Source organism: Pseudoalteromonas aquimarina, from assembly GCF_049257255.1.
In the GTDB taxonomy this organism is placed as follows: Bacteria; Pseudomonadota; Gammaproteobacteria; order Enterobacterales; family Alteromonadaceae; genus Pseudoalteromonas.
Window position 1 is genome coordinate 264,694 of the sequence record NZ_JBMMUG010000006.1, and the last position, 17,685, is coordinate 282,378.

Annotated in this window: 16 protein-coding genes; 2 read left to right on the top strand and 14 right to left on the bottom strand. The window is 39.9% G+C overall.

The features are described from left to right. Positions 1-31: 31 nt before the first annotated feature. From AAEU29_RS16370 to queA, 8 genes are all read right to left on the bottom strand, one after another. The gene (locus AAEU29_RS16370; RefSeq protein WP_421974308.1) at positions 32-871 is read right to left on the bottom strand and encodes a substrate-binding periplasmic protein; all 840 of its coding nucleotides are present in this window, start codon (positions 869-871) and stop codon (positions 32-34) included. 91 nt (positions 872-962) lie between these two features. Further along, positions 963-2,747: a GGDEF domain-containing protein gene (locus AAEU29_RS16375; RefSeq protein WP_421974309.1), complete on the bottom strand. Its 1,785-nt coding sequence runs from the start codon at positions 2,745-2,747 to the stop codon at positions 963-965. A 121-nt stretch (positions 2,748-2,868) separates the two neighbouring features. Then, complete coding sequence (locus AAEU29_RS16380; RefSeq protein ID WP_421974310.1) at positions 2,869-3,399, bottom strand: hypothetical protein; 531 nt, start codon at positions 3,397-3,399, stop codon at positions 2,869-2,871. A 107-nt stretch (positions 3,400-3,506) separates the two neighbouring features. After that, complete coding sequence (gene secF, locus AAEU29_RS16385; RefSeq protein WP_421974311.1) at positions 3,507-4,448, bottom strand: protein translocase subunit SecF; 942 nt, start codon at positions 4,446-4,448, stop codon at positions 3,507-3,509. A gap of 9 nt (positions 4,449-4,457) precedes the next feature. Then, a complete protein-coding gene (secD, locus tag AAEU29_RS16390; protein ID WP_421974312.1) occupies positions 4,458-6,317 on the bottom strand; it encodes a protein translocase subunit SecD in 1,860 nt (619 codons plus the stop codon). Positions 6,318-6,332: 15 nt separating this feature from the next. Next, on the bottom strand, positions 6,333-6,668 hold the full coding sequence (gene yajC / locus AAEU29_RS16395; RefSeq protein WP_038637224.1) for a preprotein translocase subunit YajC: 336 nt from the start codon (positions 6,666-6,668) through the stop codon (positions 6,333-6,335). 22 nt (positions 6,669-6,690) lie between these two features. Then, a complete protein-coding gene (gene tgt / locus AAEU29_RS16400; protein WP_274762876.1) occupies positions 6,691-7,818 on the bottom strand; it encodes a tRNA guanosine(34) transglycosylase Tgt in 1,128 nt (375 codons plus the stop codon). Between the two features lie 202 nt (positions 7,819-8,020). Beyond that, positions 8,021-9,058 (bottom strand): tRNA preQ1(34) S-adenosylmethionine ribosyltransferase-isomerase QueA, encoded by a 1,038-nt coding sequence (gene queA / locus AAEU29_RS16405; RefSeq protein ID WP_421974313.1) that lies wholly within the window; start codon positions 9,056-9,058, stop codon positions 8,021-8,023. A gap of 254 nt (positions 9,059-9,312) precedes the next feature. On the opposite strand from queA, the gene AAEU29_RS16410 reads away from it, so the two are divergent. After that, positions 9,313-11,811 (top strand): EAL domain-containing protein, encoded by a 2,499-nt coding sequence (locus AAEU29_RS16410; RefSeq protein ID WP_421974314.1) that lies wholly within the window; start codon positions 9,313-9,315, stop codon positions 11,809-11,811. Between the two features lie 129 nt (positions 11,812-11,940). Further along, entirely contained in the window at positions 11,941-12,147 is a 207-nt protein-coding gene (locus AAEU29_RS16415) for a hypothetical protein (protein ID WP_421974315.1), read from the top strand. 48 nt (positions 12,148-12,195) lie between these two features. Here the strand turns inward: AAEU29_RS16415 and AAEU29_RS16420 are convergent, their stop codons facing one another. From AAEU29_RS16420 to AAEU29_RS16445, 6 genes are all read right to left on the bottom strand, one after another. Beyond that, positions 12,196-13,080 carry a hypothetical protein gene (locus AAEU29_RS16420; RefSeq protein ID WP_421974316.1) on the bottom strand — a complete coding sequence of 295 codons (885 nt, stop codon included), beginning with the start codon at positions 13,078-13,080 and terminating at the stop codon, positions 12,196-12,198. 2 nt (positions 13,081-13,082) lie between these two features. After that, positions 13,083-13,697, bottom strand: a complete 615-nt coding sequence (locus tag AAEU29_RS16425) for a hypothetical protein (protein WP_421974317.1) — start codon at positions 13,695-13,697, stop codon at positions 13,083-13,085. Beyond that, entirely contained in the window at positions 13,690-14,238 is a 549-nt protein-coding gene (locus tag AAEU29_RS16430; protein ID WP_421974318.1) for an RNA polymerase sigma factor, read from the bottom strand. Before AAEU29_RS16430 ends, AAEU29_RS16425 begins: the two co-directional genes overlap by 8 nt. Positions 14,239-14,315: 77 nt before the next feature. Further along, positions 14,316-15,224 (bottom strand): hydrogen peroxide-inducible genes activator, encoded by a 909-nt coding sequence (locus AAEU29_RS16435; RefSeq protein WP_421974319.1) that lies wholly within the window; start codon positions 15,222-15,224, stop codon positions 14,316-14,318. Positions 15,225-15,552: 328 nt separating this feature from the next. Further along, complete coding sequence (locus tag AAEU29_RS16440) at positions 15,553-16,827, bottom strand: inorganic phosphate transporter (protein ID WP_421974320.1); 1,275 nt, start codon at positions 16,825-16,827, stop codon at positions 15,553-15,555. Between the two features lie 38 nt (positions 16,828-16,865). Beyond that, a complete protein-coding gene (locus AAEU29_RS16445) occupies positions 16,866-17,543 on the bottom strand; it encodes a TIGR00153 family protein (RefSeq protein WP_274763557.1) in 678 nt (225 codons plus the stop codon). Positions 17,544-17,685: the final 142 nt, after the last annotated feature.

Consider the following 17,685-nt stretch of genomic DNA (forward strand, 5'->3'; position numbering starts at 1 on the left):
GGTTTTATAAATAAGGAAGCAAATTGCTTCCTTATTTTTTATACCAAAGCGCTTTATTGTCTAATATTGCTGCATCCGGAAAATAATCATTCTCAAGTTGCTGCTCTACGCGCTCATCCAGTTTTAATTTTGCGAGCGTATCTGCAAAGTAGTCATCAAATAACTTATCAAATCGACCATCGTTCACCATTGCTAACAAACCACTTTCCAGTGCTGTAGCCAGTTCACTTTTGTTTTTATTTACAAAAAAGTAAAACGCTGCGGGATAACTGAGTAGATGCTGCTGCTCAATAGACAAACCAAGTTTATTAAACTCCGCCAATTCATCTTGAATTTCAATTACGGAACGGGGGAAGTAATCAACTTGCCCACGCGATACCATCGTGAACATAGCTGGGTAATGGGCAAATGGTTTCACACGGTAGCCATTTTGCGCCAAAATTTTTGTATCAGGCCAATCGTGCCCCTGCACTGCTGTTAACAATTTAAACTTATCGTCGGTGATGGCACTGAATTCGGGTTGCCTTTGCTGATTTATCAGTGCAATGCGTTTACCTATTAAGCCTTTGAAAATAGGAATGGGAATGGCTGTGGCTATGGTTTCACGATCAGGGCTTGTCATGCCCCAATGAATATCCACGTCACCTTTACTCAGTTTTAGCAAGGTACGTTGCTGATGAGGGTGCACAGGAACATGCTCAAATTGATAAGCGTGATTTGCCAGTGCCATCTCTAACAAGCTAACAATATAATGATCTCTGGGATATAGCTTGCGCTGCTCTTTAGCTACTTTAACAACTTCGGTTGCCGCTGCTGAGCATATAGATAATGAAATAAGTGCTATAAAACAATATGGTACATTTATTCTCATATTACTTGCCCCAAATATAGCTCGAGTAATCTTAAGTTAAAGCAAGTTATTGATGAGGTAAAGCGATTGTTTTTCAATCACCGCTAATTCACTATTTTGCGACAGGTAACCTGACTATCGCCATTGTCGGTCGTCGGCGTTTGCAAATAAACAAATGGCTAGCCACAAAACGCTTCGCTTCTTTTTTTGCATCGGTGGCAAGTGCTGCTACTTGATGGCTATTCTCACAATGTTCAATGTCTGGATTAACTAGGCCGATTGATAACGTAAGTAAAGGTACAAATTTTTTCTCACCTTCACGATTTGTCGCCCAGTAACCGCCTGCTGAGACATGCTCTGGGGTAAAATAGGCTTTTACCGCAGTTTCAAATTCAGTAATAATTTGCTGGCATAACGCCTCACCAATACCACTTGGGCATACCAGCATAAAATCATCACCGCCAATGTGCCCTATAAAGCAGTCTTTACGATTACATACCTGACGGCAAATATCTGCGAGTAACTTAATCACCATATCGCCACTGGCATAACCATAAAGGTCATTAAACTGTTTAAAGTGATTTAAATCGATATAGGCCAATTCAAAATCATGCTTTGCATTTAATCTGCGTTCGATATTTTCATTGATGGCCACATTACCCGGCAACATAGTTAACGGATTTGCATGTTGCGCATTTTTAATTTTTTCATCGGTGATGTGCTTTAAAATATCGCGAATGGGCACCACGCCTAAATACGCACCTTCTTGTGTAACAATAATATAGCGACGAATATCAAAGTCTGAGTCAGTAATTTTTTGACTTACAGAGTCCAGCGCTGTCAATCTATCAACAACCAGTGGCTGATTATCCATAATCTCAGTCACTGAGTGTTTTGCATGAAGTGCCGCACCATAGGTTGAGGAGAATAATTCCGACAGCTGATCTCGATGCAAAATACCAACAGGGCGACTCTCTTGATTTAATACCACTAAACTTTGCAGTGACTTATCTTGCTCAAAATACTTTTTCGCCATACCACAATTGGTTGTAGCCAAAATCGATTGCTGACTAAGCAGTAAATTACCAATAAAGCGTGAATAGTTTTGTGTGTTACGTGGCATATCAACGAGTTTTTGTGCAGCAATGCATTCAGCAAAGCTTTGACATGGTGATAATGCGGGGCGCTCCAGTAAAAAGCCCTGCGCTAATTCAACGCCTAAGCTTTTTAATAGTTCAAGTTCTTGCGTACGCTCGATACCTTCTGCGATAACTCGGGTGTTAGTGATTTTTGCAAGTTCCAATATCGAACGTAAAAACTCTTTTTTCACCACACTTTTATCGCAATGATCAATAAAGTAACGGTCAATCTTAACGATATCAGGTTTTAATTCAGACCACTGTTTTAAGCCACTGTAACCTGAGCCAAAGTCATCAATAGCAATATGCAATCCTAAATCGCGGTAATGCTTTATTGCTTCAAATAATAAATCACTTTCACAAAGTGGCTCTCGCTCGGTGATTTCGATAACGACACGAGAGGTTGGCAAACCGTATTTTGCTAATAAATGAAGCGTTTCACCCTTGGGGTGAGTCGCTTGCAATAAGGTCGTTGGGCTCACATTAATAAATAACTTGCCTGGTAGACCTTGTTTTACAAAGTTTTCTATCGCTTTTTCACGGCAAAGTAATTCTAATTCGGATAGGCAAGCATCTTTCTCTGCCTGCGCAAAGAGTTCTAATGGACTATACAAACTTGAATTTTCAGGTCCTCGTGATAAAGCTTCGTAGCCTAAAACCGTTTCTTGCTCAATATCAAGAATGGGTTGAAACAGCGTAGTAATCAAACGTTCTGACAAGATTGTTTTTAAGCTGTTCGATTGTTTCAAGTTTTGCATAATTCACCTCTTTACGGATGGCGAATATAGCAAGTGATAGTGACAAAAATATGTCAGTGATTAAGTATCAGAAAAGGTTGCAATTATTTCATTTTAAAATTACAACCTTTTGAAATTTAGGTTAGTTTAATGCTTTTTCTACTTGCGAGAAGTGTGCAATAACTTCAATAATTTCAAGCTCTGCACTTTCGCGCATTTCAGTGTTATTGATACCCATTGTTGCCATCGCTTGTACCGTTGCAGGGTGAACGAGTAAATCTTTAGCATGGTAGCAGTTAGGATCATCAAATTTTGGTAATTTGCCATCTTCGTGGTAGCCGGCTTCAATTTCTTCAAGCGGTAAGGTAGGAATAATATCCGCTGCATTATTAAGTGCAGTTAGGTACTCATTACACTTTGGATGCTTAACAATAAATTGTGAAATAATCTCTTTAGAACTCGCCACAAGCTCAGCTGATTTTTGCGCAATATCAGCATCTGGTTTTGCTGTTTTAATCATACTAACGAGCTCTTTTGCACCTGCTTTATATACGGCGAGCTCTTGATTAATAACAGGGGCTTCTGCCACTACTTCAGCGGTTGTTTGATTTTCACCACACGCTGATAAAAGAGATGCTGCCACTAAAGAAACCAAAACAGATAACTTTGTCATTTTAATGCCTTTGAGAATGTTTATCATTTTCATGTATCATACTAAAGACACAAAAAAAGGCCAGTACTAACACTGGCCTTTTGCAAAATTATTACAACACAGCCAAATTAAGGCATATTGTCAAATTCAGCACCTTCTTTCTCAACTTCTTCAGGGATCAGATCTTCTTTGCTGATACCCATCATTACCGCAACAGAACTTGCTACGTAAACAGAAGAGTAAGTACCGATAAATACACCAAACAATAGCGCTGTTGCAAAACCATGAATGGTTTCGCCGCCCCATACAAATAACGCAACAAGTACCAAAATCGTGGTAATTGATGTTACTAATGTACGGTTAAGTGTTTGTGTAAGTGAAATATCTACAATTTCAATGGTGTCATCGACACGGATTTTACGGAAGTTCTCACGAATACGGTCAGATACAACAATCGTATCGTTGAGTGAATAACCTATTACCGCAAGTACTGCCGCAAGTACGGTCAAGTCAAAAGGTAAACCTAATACAGAGAATAAGCCCACGGTTAAGATAACGTCATGAGCAAGCGCTGCTACCGCACCAACCGCAAAACGCCATTCAAAGCGCATCGCAACGTAAAGCAAAATACAGATTAGCGCTGTTAACATTGCTAAGCCGCCCTGCTCTTTTAAATCTTCACCAACACTTGGACCAACAAACTCAATTGAGCGGATCTCAACCTTTTGGCCCGCCTGAACAAGAATGTCGAGTACTTGGTTACTGATCATATCAGCCTTTTCACCTTCACGTGGTTCAAGACGAATTTTTACGTCCTTACTCGAACCAAACAGCTGCACCTGCGCATCAGGGAAGCCATTTTCATGAAGCGCTGAGCGCACAACTTTAAGGTCAGCTGCTTGCTCAAAACCAACTTCTACCGTAGTACCACCGGTGAAATCTAAACCAAAGTTCATACCTTTGGTAAAAAACGACACAAAAGAAGCAAGGATCAACAGTGTTGAAATTGTCATTGCGATTTTACGCAATGACATAAACTTAAGTGTTTCGTTTAACTTTAATAACTGCATCACACTCTCCTAGATAGATAACTTCTCAATGCGCTTACCACCAAGTAACGCGTTAACAATTGCACGCGTACCAACAATAGCGGTGAACATTGACGTTACAATACCGATAGCAAGAGTGATTGCGAATCCTTGAATAGGACCTGTACCAATCGCGTACAAAATCACAGCTGCGATTAAGGTTGTGATATTAGCATCGAAAATGGTGCTAAATGCACTGTCGTAACCGTGGTGAATTGCTTGCTGAGGACTGCGTCCGTCAGCCAATTCTTCACGAATACGTTCAAAAATAAGTACGTTAGCATCAACCGCCATACCAACGGTAAGTACGATACCGGCAATACCTGGTAAGGTGAGTGTTGCACCCGCAAGTACTGACATAGCACCAACAATTAACACTAGGTTTAATCCCAGTGCAATGTTTGCAATCAAGCCAAAACCTTTGTAGTAAAGCAGCATAAATACCAGTACGAAAACAAAACCGAGTACTACTGCAGTAATACCTTTTTCAACGTTTTCAGCACCCATGCTTGGACCAATGGTACTTTCAGCAACAATCTGAATTGGTGCTACAAGCGCACCTGCACGTAACATTTCAGATAAATGCTGCGCTTTTGCTGGTGTATCAATACCTGTGATTTGGAAACGACGACCTAAACGCTCGTTGATAGTCGCTTGGTTAATCACTTCTTCATGTTTGATTGGTGGTAATGCTTTACCATTTTCATCAACCTTGCCCGATGGACGGTACTCGATGAACACAATCGCCATTAAGTTACCAACTTCATCTTTAGTAAATGAAGCCATTTTTGAGCCACCTTTACTATCAAGTTGCAAACTAACTTGCGGACGTTGATATTGGTCATAACCCGCTTGTGCGCCGGTAATATGCGAACCTTCAAGCATTACGCGTTTTTTCAGTAATACTGGACGACCATATTGGTCATTGATTACTTCTGAACCCGGCGGCATACGACCCGCTAACGCATCGCGAACGTCGTTATCTTGGTCTACCATGCGTAGCTCAAGTGTTGCTGCTGAACCTAAGATTTCTTTCGCACGCGCAGGGTCTTGAATACCCGGTAATTGCACTAAGATACGCTCTTTACCTTGGCGCTGAACATTTGGCTCAGCTACACCAATTTGGTTAATACGCTTACGAATAATGATTAAGTTTTGTGAAATCGCATAATCGCGAATTTCTTTCAACTTAGCTTCTGTTAGTCTTACGTTGAATGCAAGGTCATTGCCGCGGTCATCGCGAAACTCAAGGCTAGGGTTATTCTTTTGTAGGAAGCTTTCAGCCGCATCTTTGTCTTCGTTATTACGGAAAACAAGTTGAACACGGTCAGAGTTTGCGACTTCGCGAATACTGCGGTAGCGGATTTTCTGCTCACGTAAATCAGAACGGAAATCTTGTTGCATTTGCTTAAGTTGGTTGTTGATTGCTGTTTGCATATCAACTTCCATCGTAAACTCAACACCACCACGTAAATCTAAGCCTAACTTCATCGGCGCACCGCCCAAGTTTTCAAGCCATGCCGGCGTTGAAGGGGCAGAGTTTATAGCAGCGATATAGTTAGCGCCTAGGCTTTCGCTTAGTACGTCTTTCGCTTTTAACTGAGTTTCTACATCATTAAAACGAATTAGAATTTGCTCATTTTCTAGTTTGATTGATTTAGCATCAAATTCATCTTTCGTTAAAACGTCTTTTACTTTGTCGAGATCAGCTGTTTCAATTACAGCGCCTCGCGCACCTGAAATCTGTACGGCAGGATCACTACCGTACATATTTGGTGCAGCGTAAAGCATACCGAGCAATACCACTGCAACCACCATCAAGTACTTCCATAATGGGTACTTATTAATCACAACTTGTTCCTTTGATTAAAGTGCTTTCATTGTGCCTTTAGGCAGCACAGCTGAAATTGAACCTTTTTGCACAGTTACGTTAGCTTGGTCATTAAGTGCAACTACAACAAAATCTTTGTCGTCAGATACTTTCACGATTTTACCCACTAAACCACCCGCAGTAAGTACTTCATCACCTTTCGCCAATGCTGACATTAGGTTCTTGTGCTCTTTAACACGCTTTGCTTGTGGACGGTAAATTAGGAAGTAAAATACTAAACCGAAAATACCTAGCATAATTAGCATTTCCATGCCGCCACCAGCAGGTGGAGCACCCGCACTTGCATGCGCACTTGAGATAAATAAACTCATGGTTGATTCCTCTTAAATTTTATTAGTCTTCAATTTGTTTTAATTCTGGTACTGGTAAGCCACGTCGTGCATAAAAATCAGCAACAAACTCATCCAGCTTGTTTTCTGCAATCGCATTACGCAGGCCTTCCATTACGCGTTGGTAATAACGTAAGTTATGAATGGTGTTTAAACGTGCACCTAAAATTTCATTACACTTATCAAGGTGATGTAAATAAGCACGAGAGAAGTTTTGACAGGTATGGCAATCACACTCAGGATCAAGTGGGCCGGTATCTGTTTTGTGAACCGCATTACGGATTTTAATTACGCCACCGGTAATAAATAAGTGACCGTTACGTGCGTTACGCGTTGGCATAACACAGTCAAACATATCAATACCGCGACGCACAGCTTCAACTAAGTCTTCAGGTTTACCAACACCCATTAGGTAACGCGGTTTGTCTTCAGGCATTTTGTAAGCGCAATGATCAAGAATCTTAATCATTTCTTCTTTTGGCTCACCAACCGATAGGCCGCCTAAGGCATAACCATCAAAACCGATTTCTTCTAAGCCTTTTTGTGAAATTTCACGCAGCTCTGGATACATACCACCTTGAATAATACCAAACAGCGCAGATGGGTTATCACCGTGACCTTCTTTTGAACGCTTTGCCCAGCGCAACGATAATTCCATTGAATCACGCGCTTCTTTTTCAGTTGCTGGGTACGGCGTACATTCGTCAAAAATCATCACGATATCTGAACCTAAATCACGCTGTACTTGCATTGCTTTTTCAGGTGAAAGCATGATTTTTTCACCGTTTACTGGCGAACGGAACATTACGCCTTCTTCAGAAATTTTGCGCATTTCGCCTAAACTGAATACTTGGAAACCGCCTGAATCGGTAAGAATTGGTTTATCCCAGCCCATAAAATCATGTAAATCACCATGTTGTTTAATGATTTCAGTACCTGGACGAAGCATTAAGTGAAAGGTATTACCCAAGCAGATTTCAGCACCTGTGCCTTTTAGCTCTTCAGGTGTCATGCCTTTAACAGTACCGTAAGTACCCACAGGCATAAATGCAGGTGTTTCAACAACACCGCGTTCAAAAATCAAACGGCCGCGACGCGCCTTGCCATCTGTATTGTCTAATTCAAATTTCATAAAAACCTCAAATGCCGGAAAAACAGTCCAACTTTTACTCAACTTCATCAATTGAGCGTAAAATAATCGGTCGATTTTACCTGCTTTGACAGCACAATACTATGGATATAGGGATGAGATAACAGAAATAAAAGTGGAAAGTGAGATTTACGTGTAAAGCGATGTAACTGAGTTACATCGCCAGTATTTTTTGAACCAAGTGTTAAAGGTCTTTTTTGGTTAAGAACATCGCATCACCGTATGAGAAAAAGCGGTATTTTTCTGCAATTGCGGTGTTATAGGCGTTCATAATATTCTCTTGTCCTGCAAAGGCACTTACCAACATAATCAGCGTTGATTCTGGTAAGTGGAAGTTTGTGATCATTGCATCAACCACCTGAAACTCGTAACCCGGATAAATGAAGATATCGGTATCGCCGTAGAATGGTGCAAGTTCACCTTCTGATTTCATTGCTGCTGACTCAAGTGAGCGCATTGACGTTGTACCAACGGCAACAACGCGGCCGCCACGTTCACGACACGCTTTAATTTGCGCAACGACTTGCTCTGGCACTTCAATGTATTCTGAGTGCATATGGTGATCTTCTATTTTATCAACACGAACAGGCTGGAATGTACCAGCACCCACATGCAGCGTTACAAACCCTAAATCAACACCTTTGTCTTTTAACTTTGCTAATAACGCATCGTCAAAATGAAGGCCTGCTGTTGGTGCAGCAACTGCACCTGGTTTTTCACCATAAACAGTTTGATAGCGATTGCGGTCTTTATCATTATCAGGGCGGTCAATATAAGGCGGTAATGGCATATGACCGATGCGCTCTAAAATATCAAGAACGCCCTCTTCACCTTCAAACTTGAGCTCAAACAATTCACCCTGACGGCCTTGCATTACAGCAGTTGCGCTACCTTCTAAAATAAGTTCATTACCTACTTTAGGTGACTTATTTGCACGCACATGAGCAAGCACAGTGTGTTTGTCGACGACACGTTCAACGAGCACTTCAACCTTACCGCCTGAAGTTTTTTGACCAAACATACGCGCTGGAATAACCTTTGTATTATTAAAGATAATCAGATCATTAGGGTTCACAAATTCAAGCATATCAGCAAACGTATGATGCGTAATCTCACCGCTATTACCTTCGAGCTTTAACAAGCGACTCGCTGTACGCTCTTCCATTGGATAGCGGGCAATTAGTTCATCGGGTAATTCAAAGTTAAAATCAGCAACACGCATTTAGTATTCTCACTTGGTTGTCAGTACTCAGGGCATACTTGGTTAAAGTGGCGCCGATTCTAGTGTTAGTGATGATTTAAATCAAGGAAAACAGCCCGTGCAAAATATAACCTACTGTATTGAATAGAGATAGATTTTTGACCATGCTGAAAATGCCAATTTTACTTGAGTTAACTACCTAAAATAGGTATCTTTTGGCATTTGAAAATCTAAGTTACCAAGGAGTGGTTGGCTGATTTAGAGGTACAGTTTCAATGTCGAATAAGCTTAAATTACTGGTAGTTACACCAGATATTAAGCTATCAACCCACCTTGTTGATGCGTTAAAAAATGTCGATGTATTTGATATTGAGCTTAAAAGCAATAGCTTAGAGGCCCTCGATTTATTAAAAAAGCAATCGGTAAACCTAATCATCACCGATTTGGCTATAGGCGAAATTGATGGATGGCGCTTTTCTCGCATGGTGCGCTCAGGCCTATTAGCGACTGCTAAAAACACCCCTATTGTATTAATTCCACCAACCTACTGTGAACGCATTGCCGAAACAACTGCACGCGCATACGGTATTGATGCCATTTTACAGCATGATAAATTAAAATCATTGCCGCATTTACTTGCCAATATCTTATCAGAGCACATGGATAAGAGCAGTCGCTTACCACTGTTACTGGTTGAGTCAAATGAAGAGCGCGCTGCACAAATTAAGCACGATTTAGAATTAGGCTTTGCCATTACCAACGTAGATAACTGCGCCACTGCACAAACTCTAATTCAGCAATATAAATATGCCATCGTTTTAATTGATGCGACTCATGGTAGTTTTGACCGCGTAAATAACTTTTTGCAACAACTTAGAATTCACCGCCCCAATCAAGCAGTAGTGACCATAATTGATAGCCAAGATGCTGATTTTGCTGAGCAACTACTACTATTAGGGGTGACGGACTTTATTCGATTACCATTCAATCACAACATCATTAACAAAGTTTGTGAACAAGCCGCACGACGCGAAGACTTTATGGTGAGCTATGATGAATTCGCAGACAAAGTAGAGCAACTGAGTAAAAGCCAGCAAGGTTACAAAGATTTATTCTCTGCCCACCAACGTATTTTAATGCACTTGAATACCGCGGTAATTGAAATCGATCAGGCTCAAAATATTTGCTTTTTAAACCCCGCTTGGGAAGCGTTAACGGGCAATGGCTTGCAATCGAGCTTAGGAATGCCGCTAACATGCTTTTTCCCGGCTAAAGATGCAGCAAAATTAAGCGAATTAATTTCATCGATAAAAATGACACCTGGCAGCAAAGATAAAGTTGAATTACAGATCAACCATAAACTTGGCCATCAAATTTGGATTGAATGTAAGCTTCAATCGATTAAAGAAGCGCATGTTAAAAGTAACATTACCTTAAGTATCGATAACATTGATGAGCGAAAACAAGCTGAATTTAGCTTACAGCACTTAGCGCATCACGATACGTTAACCAATTTACACAATCGCTACTTTTTTGATCAACAACTCAATTACTTTTGCAAAAAAATTGATGATAAACAAGAGCATGCTTTACTTTATATCGATTTAGATCACTTCAAAATCATTAATGATTCTCAAGGGCACCAACAAGGTGACAAAGTACTACAAAAAGTTGCTGAGCTGTTTGAGCAATGTGTGTCTGGTGATGCTTTAGTATGCCGCTTAGGTGGCGATGAGTTTGCCATTATTTTAGAAAACACCGACTTACTTGATGCCCATATGATTGGCGAGAGCTTATGCCAAACAATTGAGCATCAAAGTTTCCGTTTTGGTGAACAAAACTATTCAATTAGCTGCTCTATTGGCCTGACGCAAATTAATCAAAAAAACTGCGATGCCAGTGAATGCTTAAAACAAGCAGATATTGCTCTTTACGTAGCAAAGAGTCGCGGCCGAAATATTGTACATTGTTATTCAGAATCAGATGCCAATACCAAACAATTACTGTCAGGTATTACATGGGCACATAGCATTAAAGAAGCGTTAAAAGCCCAAAGCTTAACGATGCACTTTCAACCTATTTGGTGCTATAAAGAGCAAAAAGTCAGTTATTACGAAGCCCTTGTGCGTTTAATTGTAAATGATGAAATTATTTATCCAAATCAATTTATTCCATCTCTTGAACTGGTAACCGACATTGATTTACTTGACCAAAATGTCATTGAAAAAACAATTGCACTGCTGGGCGAATATCCTGAATTAAATAAAGTCGCAATCAACTTATCGGCACAGGCATTTAATAATGCCAACTTGTTAAATACCATTGCAGAAAGTATAAAACTACACAATGTCAGCCCAGACAGACTGACATTTGAAATTACCGAGTCGGCAAGTATTAGCAATCTTGTTGCAACTACAGCCATGATTACCCAATTACAAAAGATTGGCTGCCAATTTTCGATAGATGATTTTGGCACTGGTTTTAGTACCTTCAGTTACCTAAAGCAACTGCCTGCAAATCAAGTGAAAATAGATGGCTCATTTGTTAAAGATATGACCCAAGACAGCATTGATAAAGCTTTGGTAAATGCGATAAAAGACATCAGTCATTCACTTGGAAAAACTTGCGTTGCCGAGTATGTAGAAGACGAAGAAACCTTTGAATTACTTAGAGAAATTGGCGTAGATTACGCGCAAGGTTATTATATTGGCAAACCCGTTGCTGCAGCTGAAATCCGCAAACAAAAAAACATTTCAACGAACTCAATCGCTTAACAATTTTTACAAAGTATTTTAACAAAACCATAGGAAAGCGAACAAAGAATAGGCTAAACTGATCCCATACGGACATACAATAAACCATTCAAATGAGTGAATGGATTGAAGTTAAAAACGGGAGGGACTATGGCACTATTTATTTTTTTACTGCTTATAGCAAATGTCCTGATTTGCTACTTTTGTTACTTAAAGGCTTCAGAGAAAGGCTACCCAAAAGCAGTATTTGCTGGATTAGGGGCGATACCTTATTTCAATTTAGTTGTACTTGTTTATTTACTCTTTTTACCAAACGTTAAAACTGAAAGTTTATTAAATTCAAAAGCCGCTAGTTAAGCGGCTTTTTTGTTTTTTTAACGGTGAATTGATAGTTTAAATATCACTTTAAAATGTGTAGCTTTGGGCGCTAGCTAGTAACTTTTTCGCATCCATATCACCCACAACACACTTGTTTATTTGCGCTTTATTAAATACAAATACCAAGTCTTCTTTATTGCCTGTCGCATTATCAATAATAAAGTTTACATACTGGTTTTTGTTAAGTCCTTTTAGGCCAGCACCGTAATCACATAAGGTTTGTGCAAGCGTATTACTCACAACCCGAATATTCTGCTTACGTACTTCAGCTAATTTTTGCTGTTTTTCCTTAGTGGTTGATTTTATTTTGTCTTTTGCATCATCACGCTTATCACGCACTTGTGCTTTTTCTTTTTCAAGCTTAGCGATTTTAGCTTCTAGTTTAGCGATTTCTTTTTCTACCGACTTTTCATCTTTCTCTTTTTGCGCATGTCTGCGTTCAAGGTTTAAATCACGACGTTCACGCTCAACTTCTCGTATCTGAAATTCAATTTCGCGCTCTTGTTCTGCAAATTCTCGCATTTTATCTGATGACTCTCGCAATGTTTCCATGGCAACTTGATACGATTGGTTAGCGGCTTCGATGCGCATTTCTTCCGCTTTAATCATCATCTCCGCTTCATCAAATTCAACATCAAAATCAGGCTGTACAAAGAATTGTTTCCACCCACCAAAACTACCAGAGATACCTTTAGCACTGATGTTAAATACATAACCTTGCTCTGCTAAGTAAGCGCCTTTAATTTGTCTTACACGAATTCCCTGTTCAGCATCGAGCGATGCTTTGAGAATATTACTCATAATACTGATTTCTTTTTGGCTTTTACTTACAACATCACTTTCAGCTGCAGCCAAAACCGCTTGTGAAGTTAATAACGTTAATGGAATCAAAAAACGTGCATTCGTTTTCATGATTAGTTCTCCCATATTTGGTTTTTGGCAATTGATGACTGAGGCTGTTGTTCAACCTGTTGTGCCAGTTCATTAAGTTGCAGACGAATTAACGCCTGATCCTGTTTTCGTATTTGGTTTAAATCGGCAACCAACGCGCCAATATCTTCTTTTCGCTCTAATCGCCCTTGGTCAATCGCTTCTTTAACGAGTGCATAAGTCGCTTCTGCATTGTTTTTTTGTTGCTCAACAAGCAATGTTTGCAGCTGCTCAAAAGTCACTGCCGGTGCTTCTGCTGATTTATCAAAACTTATCGCAAAGCCAGAATCACTGTAATTAATTTCAGCGCGTAAAAAGACTAAAGAACACATAACCACTGAGCACGCCAGCGCTGCCGGTGCAAACCAAGCTGCAAGTCGGCTGCTGATAGGTGTAGGCTTTGGCTTTTCAAACCAAGTTGCTTCCCTTTGCCAATGTGGTACAGGTGTTTCTTGATATTCATTTGCTAGTGTTTGCCATTGCTGACTATTTGCGAGCAATTCAGCATAAACTGAATCTTGTTCTAACAAGCTTTTCTCTTCTGCTGAAAGCTCTCCACTTTCTAGCCATTTTTGGAAAATAATATCTAAATTAGCCATTTAGCACCTCCAAATCTTGACGCAGTTTCGACAATGCCGAATATAAACGGGATTTTACTGTATTGGTTGATACACCAAGCTGCTCTGCTATTTGATCAAATGTAAAATGTTGGAAAAACTTTAATTCAACCACTTCTTTTTGCACCCAAGGTAAGTCATTTAATAGCTTTAACACTTGTTTGTTTTGCTCTGCCATAAACACCATAAAGTCAGCTGGTTCAGGTGTTTTGCTCTCTGCAATCAGCATTTCTTGCTGTTCCTCATCAAGCACTTTTCGTGCGCGATAAAACTCAACACAGCGCCGATTTGTAATCGCAATTGCCCAGGTTTTAAAGCTCGACTCAAAACGATATTTATCCAACGAGCGATAAATGCTCATAAAGCTTTCTTGCATGATTTCGAGTGCATCATCTGGGTTACTCACCATGCGCAAACAGCTATGATAAATCGGCTTTTCATATTGCTTAACTAACGTAAGCCATGCCCGTTTATCACCTTGCTGCGCTTTTTTTATTAACCCTTTTTCGCTTTGAAAGAACACATATTCCCCAGCTAATTGTTTCTCTGTTTATGTAGTCGAGCATTGTTCAAAAAAAGTTTTAAATTTTTTAATTTTTTTTAGCGAGCGCATTTTTCAGCAAAGAAAGGCTTCAGTTTGTCGCATAACAAACGGAAATCGCGAATGCGGCCTGAGGTTTTACGCCACAGAATACCAATATCACGGTACGCTGTGTCTTGCGCGGCATTAAATACCATAGGTTTATGGGCAAGAATACCGGCGTTGATTGCCATTTGCGGTAAAAAGGTCACACCAAGTTGTTTTTCAACCATGCTAAGTAAAGTGTGCAAGCTTGCCGCTTCAAAAGGATTGATACACTCACTTTTACTTAAGTGACAGGCACTCAGTGCATGATCTGTAAGACAGTGTTCCCGCTCTAGCAAAAACACGGAAGAAGGAGGTAATAAATTAAAATCAGCAATACCTTTTGCCGCTTCATAGTCTTTGTGCATCACCATATTAAATGGGTCTTGTGCCAAAATATGCGTATGGAATTTTTTGGTGTTGTAAGGTAGCGCTAAGAGCGCAACATCAACTTGTCCTTTTTCCAATTTATCGAGTAAGTTATCACTGGTATCTTCAATTAAAACTAATTCAAGCTCAGGGAATTCTGTGGCACATAAATGATAAAGATCAGCGGCAATAAAACTTGCAACAGTAGGGATAATGCCAATTGTAAGCTGCCCTTGCAGCGGGTTTAAAAAGCTTTTAGTAAGCTCTTTTACACTGATTGTATCGTCGATAATCTTACGCGCACGCTCAACCACCTCTTCACCAATCGCGGTGAACATAATACTACGATTTTCACGCTCAATTAGCTGACAGCCTAGTGTTTCTTCGAGGTTTTGAATTGCACTGCTGAGAGTAGATTGACCGATAAAACACGCTTCAGCAGCACGGCCAAAATGTTGATGTTGGTGAACAGCGAGTAAGTACTGAAGTTGTTTAATACTTGGAAGGTTTTTCATCGTTATAACCGATTAAATTCTAATTAATAACGATAAAAACAAATTAACACATGAAAATCAAATATGTCTTTGTAATTTAATAAACTAATACCAATTCTGTTAAATATGTGATCAGGGATAGCGCTGGATAAATGAAATGATAACCAGGCGGAATTTTTCTTATGTAGTTATTCTACATTGATAAATTCTAACGCAGTTAGCATGATATTTAGTCCGCTAGGATGATCAGCTACTTAAGTGAATTGGTATAATTTAAATTGCATAAATTTAAGACAAAAAAAGACCCCATTGCGTGTTCGCATATGGGGTCTTTTCAAGCTAAAAGTCGTTACACTTGAAGGCCAAAAATAGCCGCCAATACATAGTAGATAACAATAGCTAATACTGCGCCTACTGGCAAGGTAATAACCCAAGAAACAACGATATTTCTTACAACACCTAAGTTAAGCGCCGCAATACCGCGCGCCATACCAACGCCCAGTACAGCACCTACTAACGTTTGTGTAGTTGAAATAGGTAAACCTGTACCCGATGCAATAACAACGGTTGATGCAGCAGCAAGTTCAGCAGCAAAACCACGGCTAGGTGTTAAGTGTGTAATACCTTCACCAATAGTTTTAATTACTTTCTTACCAAGGATTGCTAAACCAATAACAATACCTAAACCACCAAGTGGTAAAATCCACCACACTAGCTCTGATTTCTTAACAATTTCACCATCATGCTGAACAATACTTACTACCGCAGCTAGTGGACCAATCGCGTTAGCAACGTCATTTGAACCGTGCGCAAATGCCATACAACATGCAGTTACAATCATTAAGATTGCGAATACTTTTTCAACGTTGTTGAATTGCATTTCTTTGTCAGCAGCTGGGTCCATTTTAAGACGTGCAATAAGCACTTTACCTAAGATAGCAACTGCAACAGCAGCAGCAATAGCAATGCTGTAACCTTCAACAGCACCAAGTTCTAAACCAACGTGCTTTAAGCCCTTTTTGATAGTAACTAGCGCCATAACAAATGCTGCAAGACCCATGTACATAGGCACAAAGCGTTTTGCATTGTTAAGTGGTGAGTCAGTATCAAAAATCAGTTTTTGCGCACTCATGAAGATTAGATAAGCAATAAAGCCTGAAATCGCTGGGGTAATAATCCAACTACCTACGATACCAGCTACTTTGCCCCACTGAATCGCTTCAGTACCCACTGCAACTAGCGCAAAACCAACGATTGCACCAATAATTGAGTGTGTAGTAGATACCGGCCAACCAAGGTATGAAGCAACTAATAACCATACACCTGCAGCAAGTAGTGCTGAAATCATACCAATTACAAGTGATTCAGGAATAGCGACGAAGGCTGATGAGTCGATGATGCCTTTACGAATGGTTGATGTTACTTCACCACCTGCAAGATAAGCACCCGCAAACTCAAAAATCATAGCGATAATAATCGCTTGCTTAATAGTTAGCGCTTTAGAGCCAACCGATGTACCCATCGCATTGGCAACGTCGTTCGCACCAATACCATAAGCCATGATAAATCCCACTACGGCAGCAATAATCACCAAAGTGGAGCCGTAATTTGCAATAATATCCATCAAGTAACCTTTAACTTAACTTTTTTAAATTAGTTTAATTAACGTGCTAGCATCAGTTCTAAACGTGAACCAACACGCTCAGCGATATCTGCTAAATCACCCACCCACTCAAGGATCTTATATAAGAACATCACATCGATCGGGTTTAATTCATTTTCGATTTCACGCAACTGACGACGCAAAGTAATTTGCATTTCATCAGTGTCACGCTCAATTGCGTCGAGTTCTTCTAGCATATTTTCAACTAACGTTACTTCACGGCCACGGAAACCCGTTTCTAACAACTCATCAAGTTCATTGATTGCTTTAGAAGCTTGTTTTGTCGCGTCGATACAACGATTAAGGTAAGTAATAAAATCAGCTTGAATTTGCTCAGGGATTTCCATTTCACGACCGAGTACACGGCCTGCTATGTCCTTAGCTTTGTTAGCAATTTTATCTTGTTGAGTGATCAGTTCTAGAAGATCTGTACGCTCAACTGGCAGGAATAATCCACGAGGTAGTTGCAAACGAATATCACGTTTAAGCACATCCGCTTTGCGTTCTAAGTCGCGAATATTAATGCGGATCTCAGATGCTTGTTGCCACTCTTTATTAAACGCATGTTCAAAGAAAGACGTTAACAAAGCACTGGCTTGATGAACAATTTTTATATGCTCTTCAATTGGTTTGATAGGAGATTTCGCAAAAACCCCTAAAAATGCATTACTAGCCATAATTGACCCTTAAATTTTAAAAGCGCGCAAATTTTACCGTAATCAGTTACAGGTGGAAAGGCTTTACCACATAACTATTTCATTAAGATGATATTCCTTAACTTAGATTATCAAACAATTAAATTTACGCTAGTGAACAAAC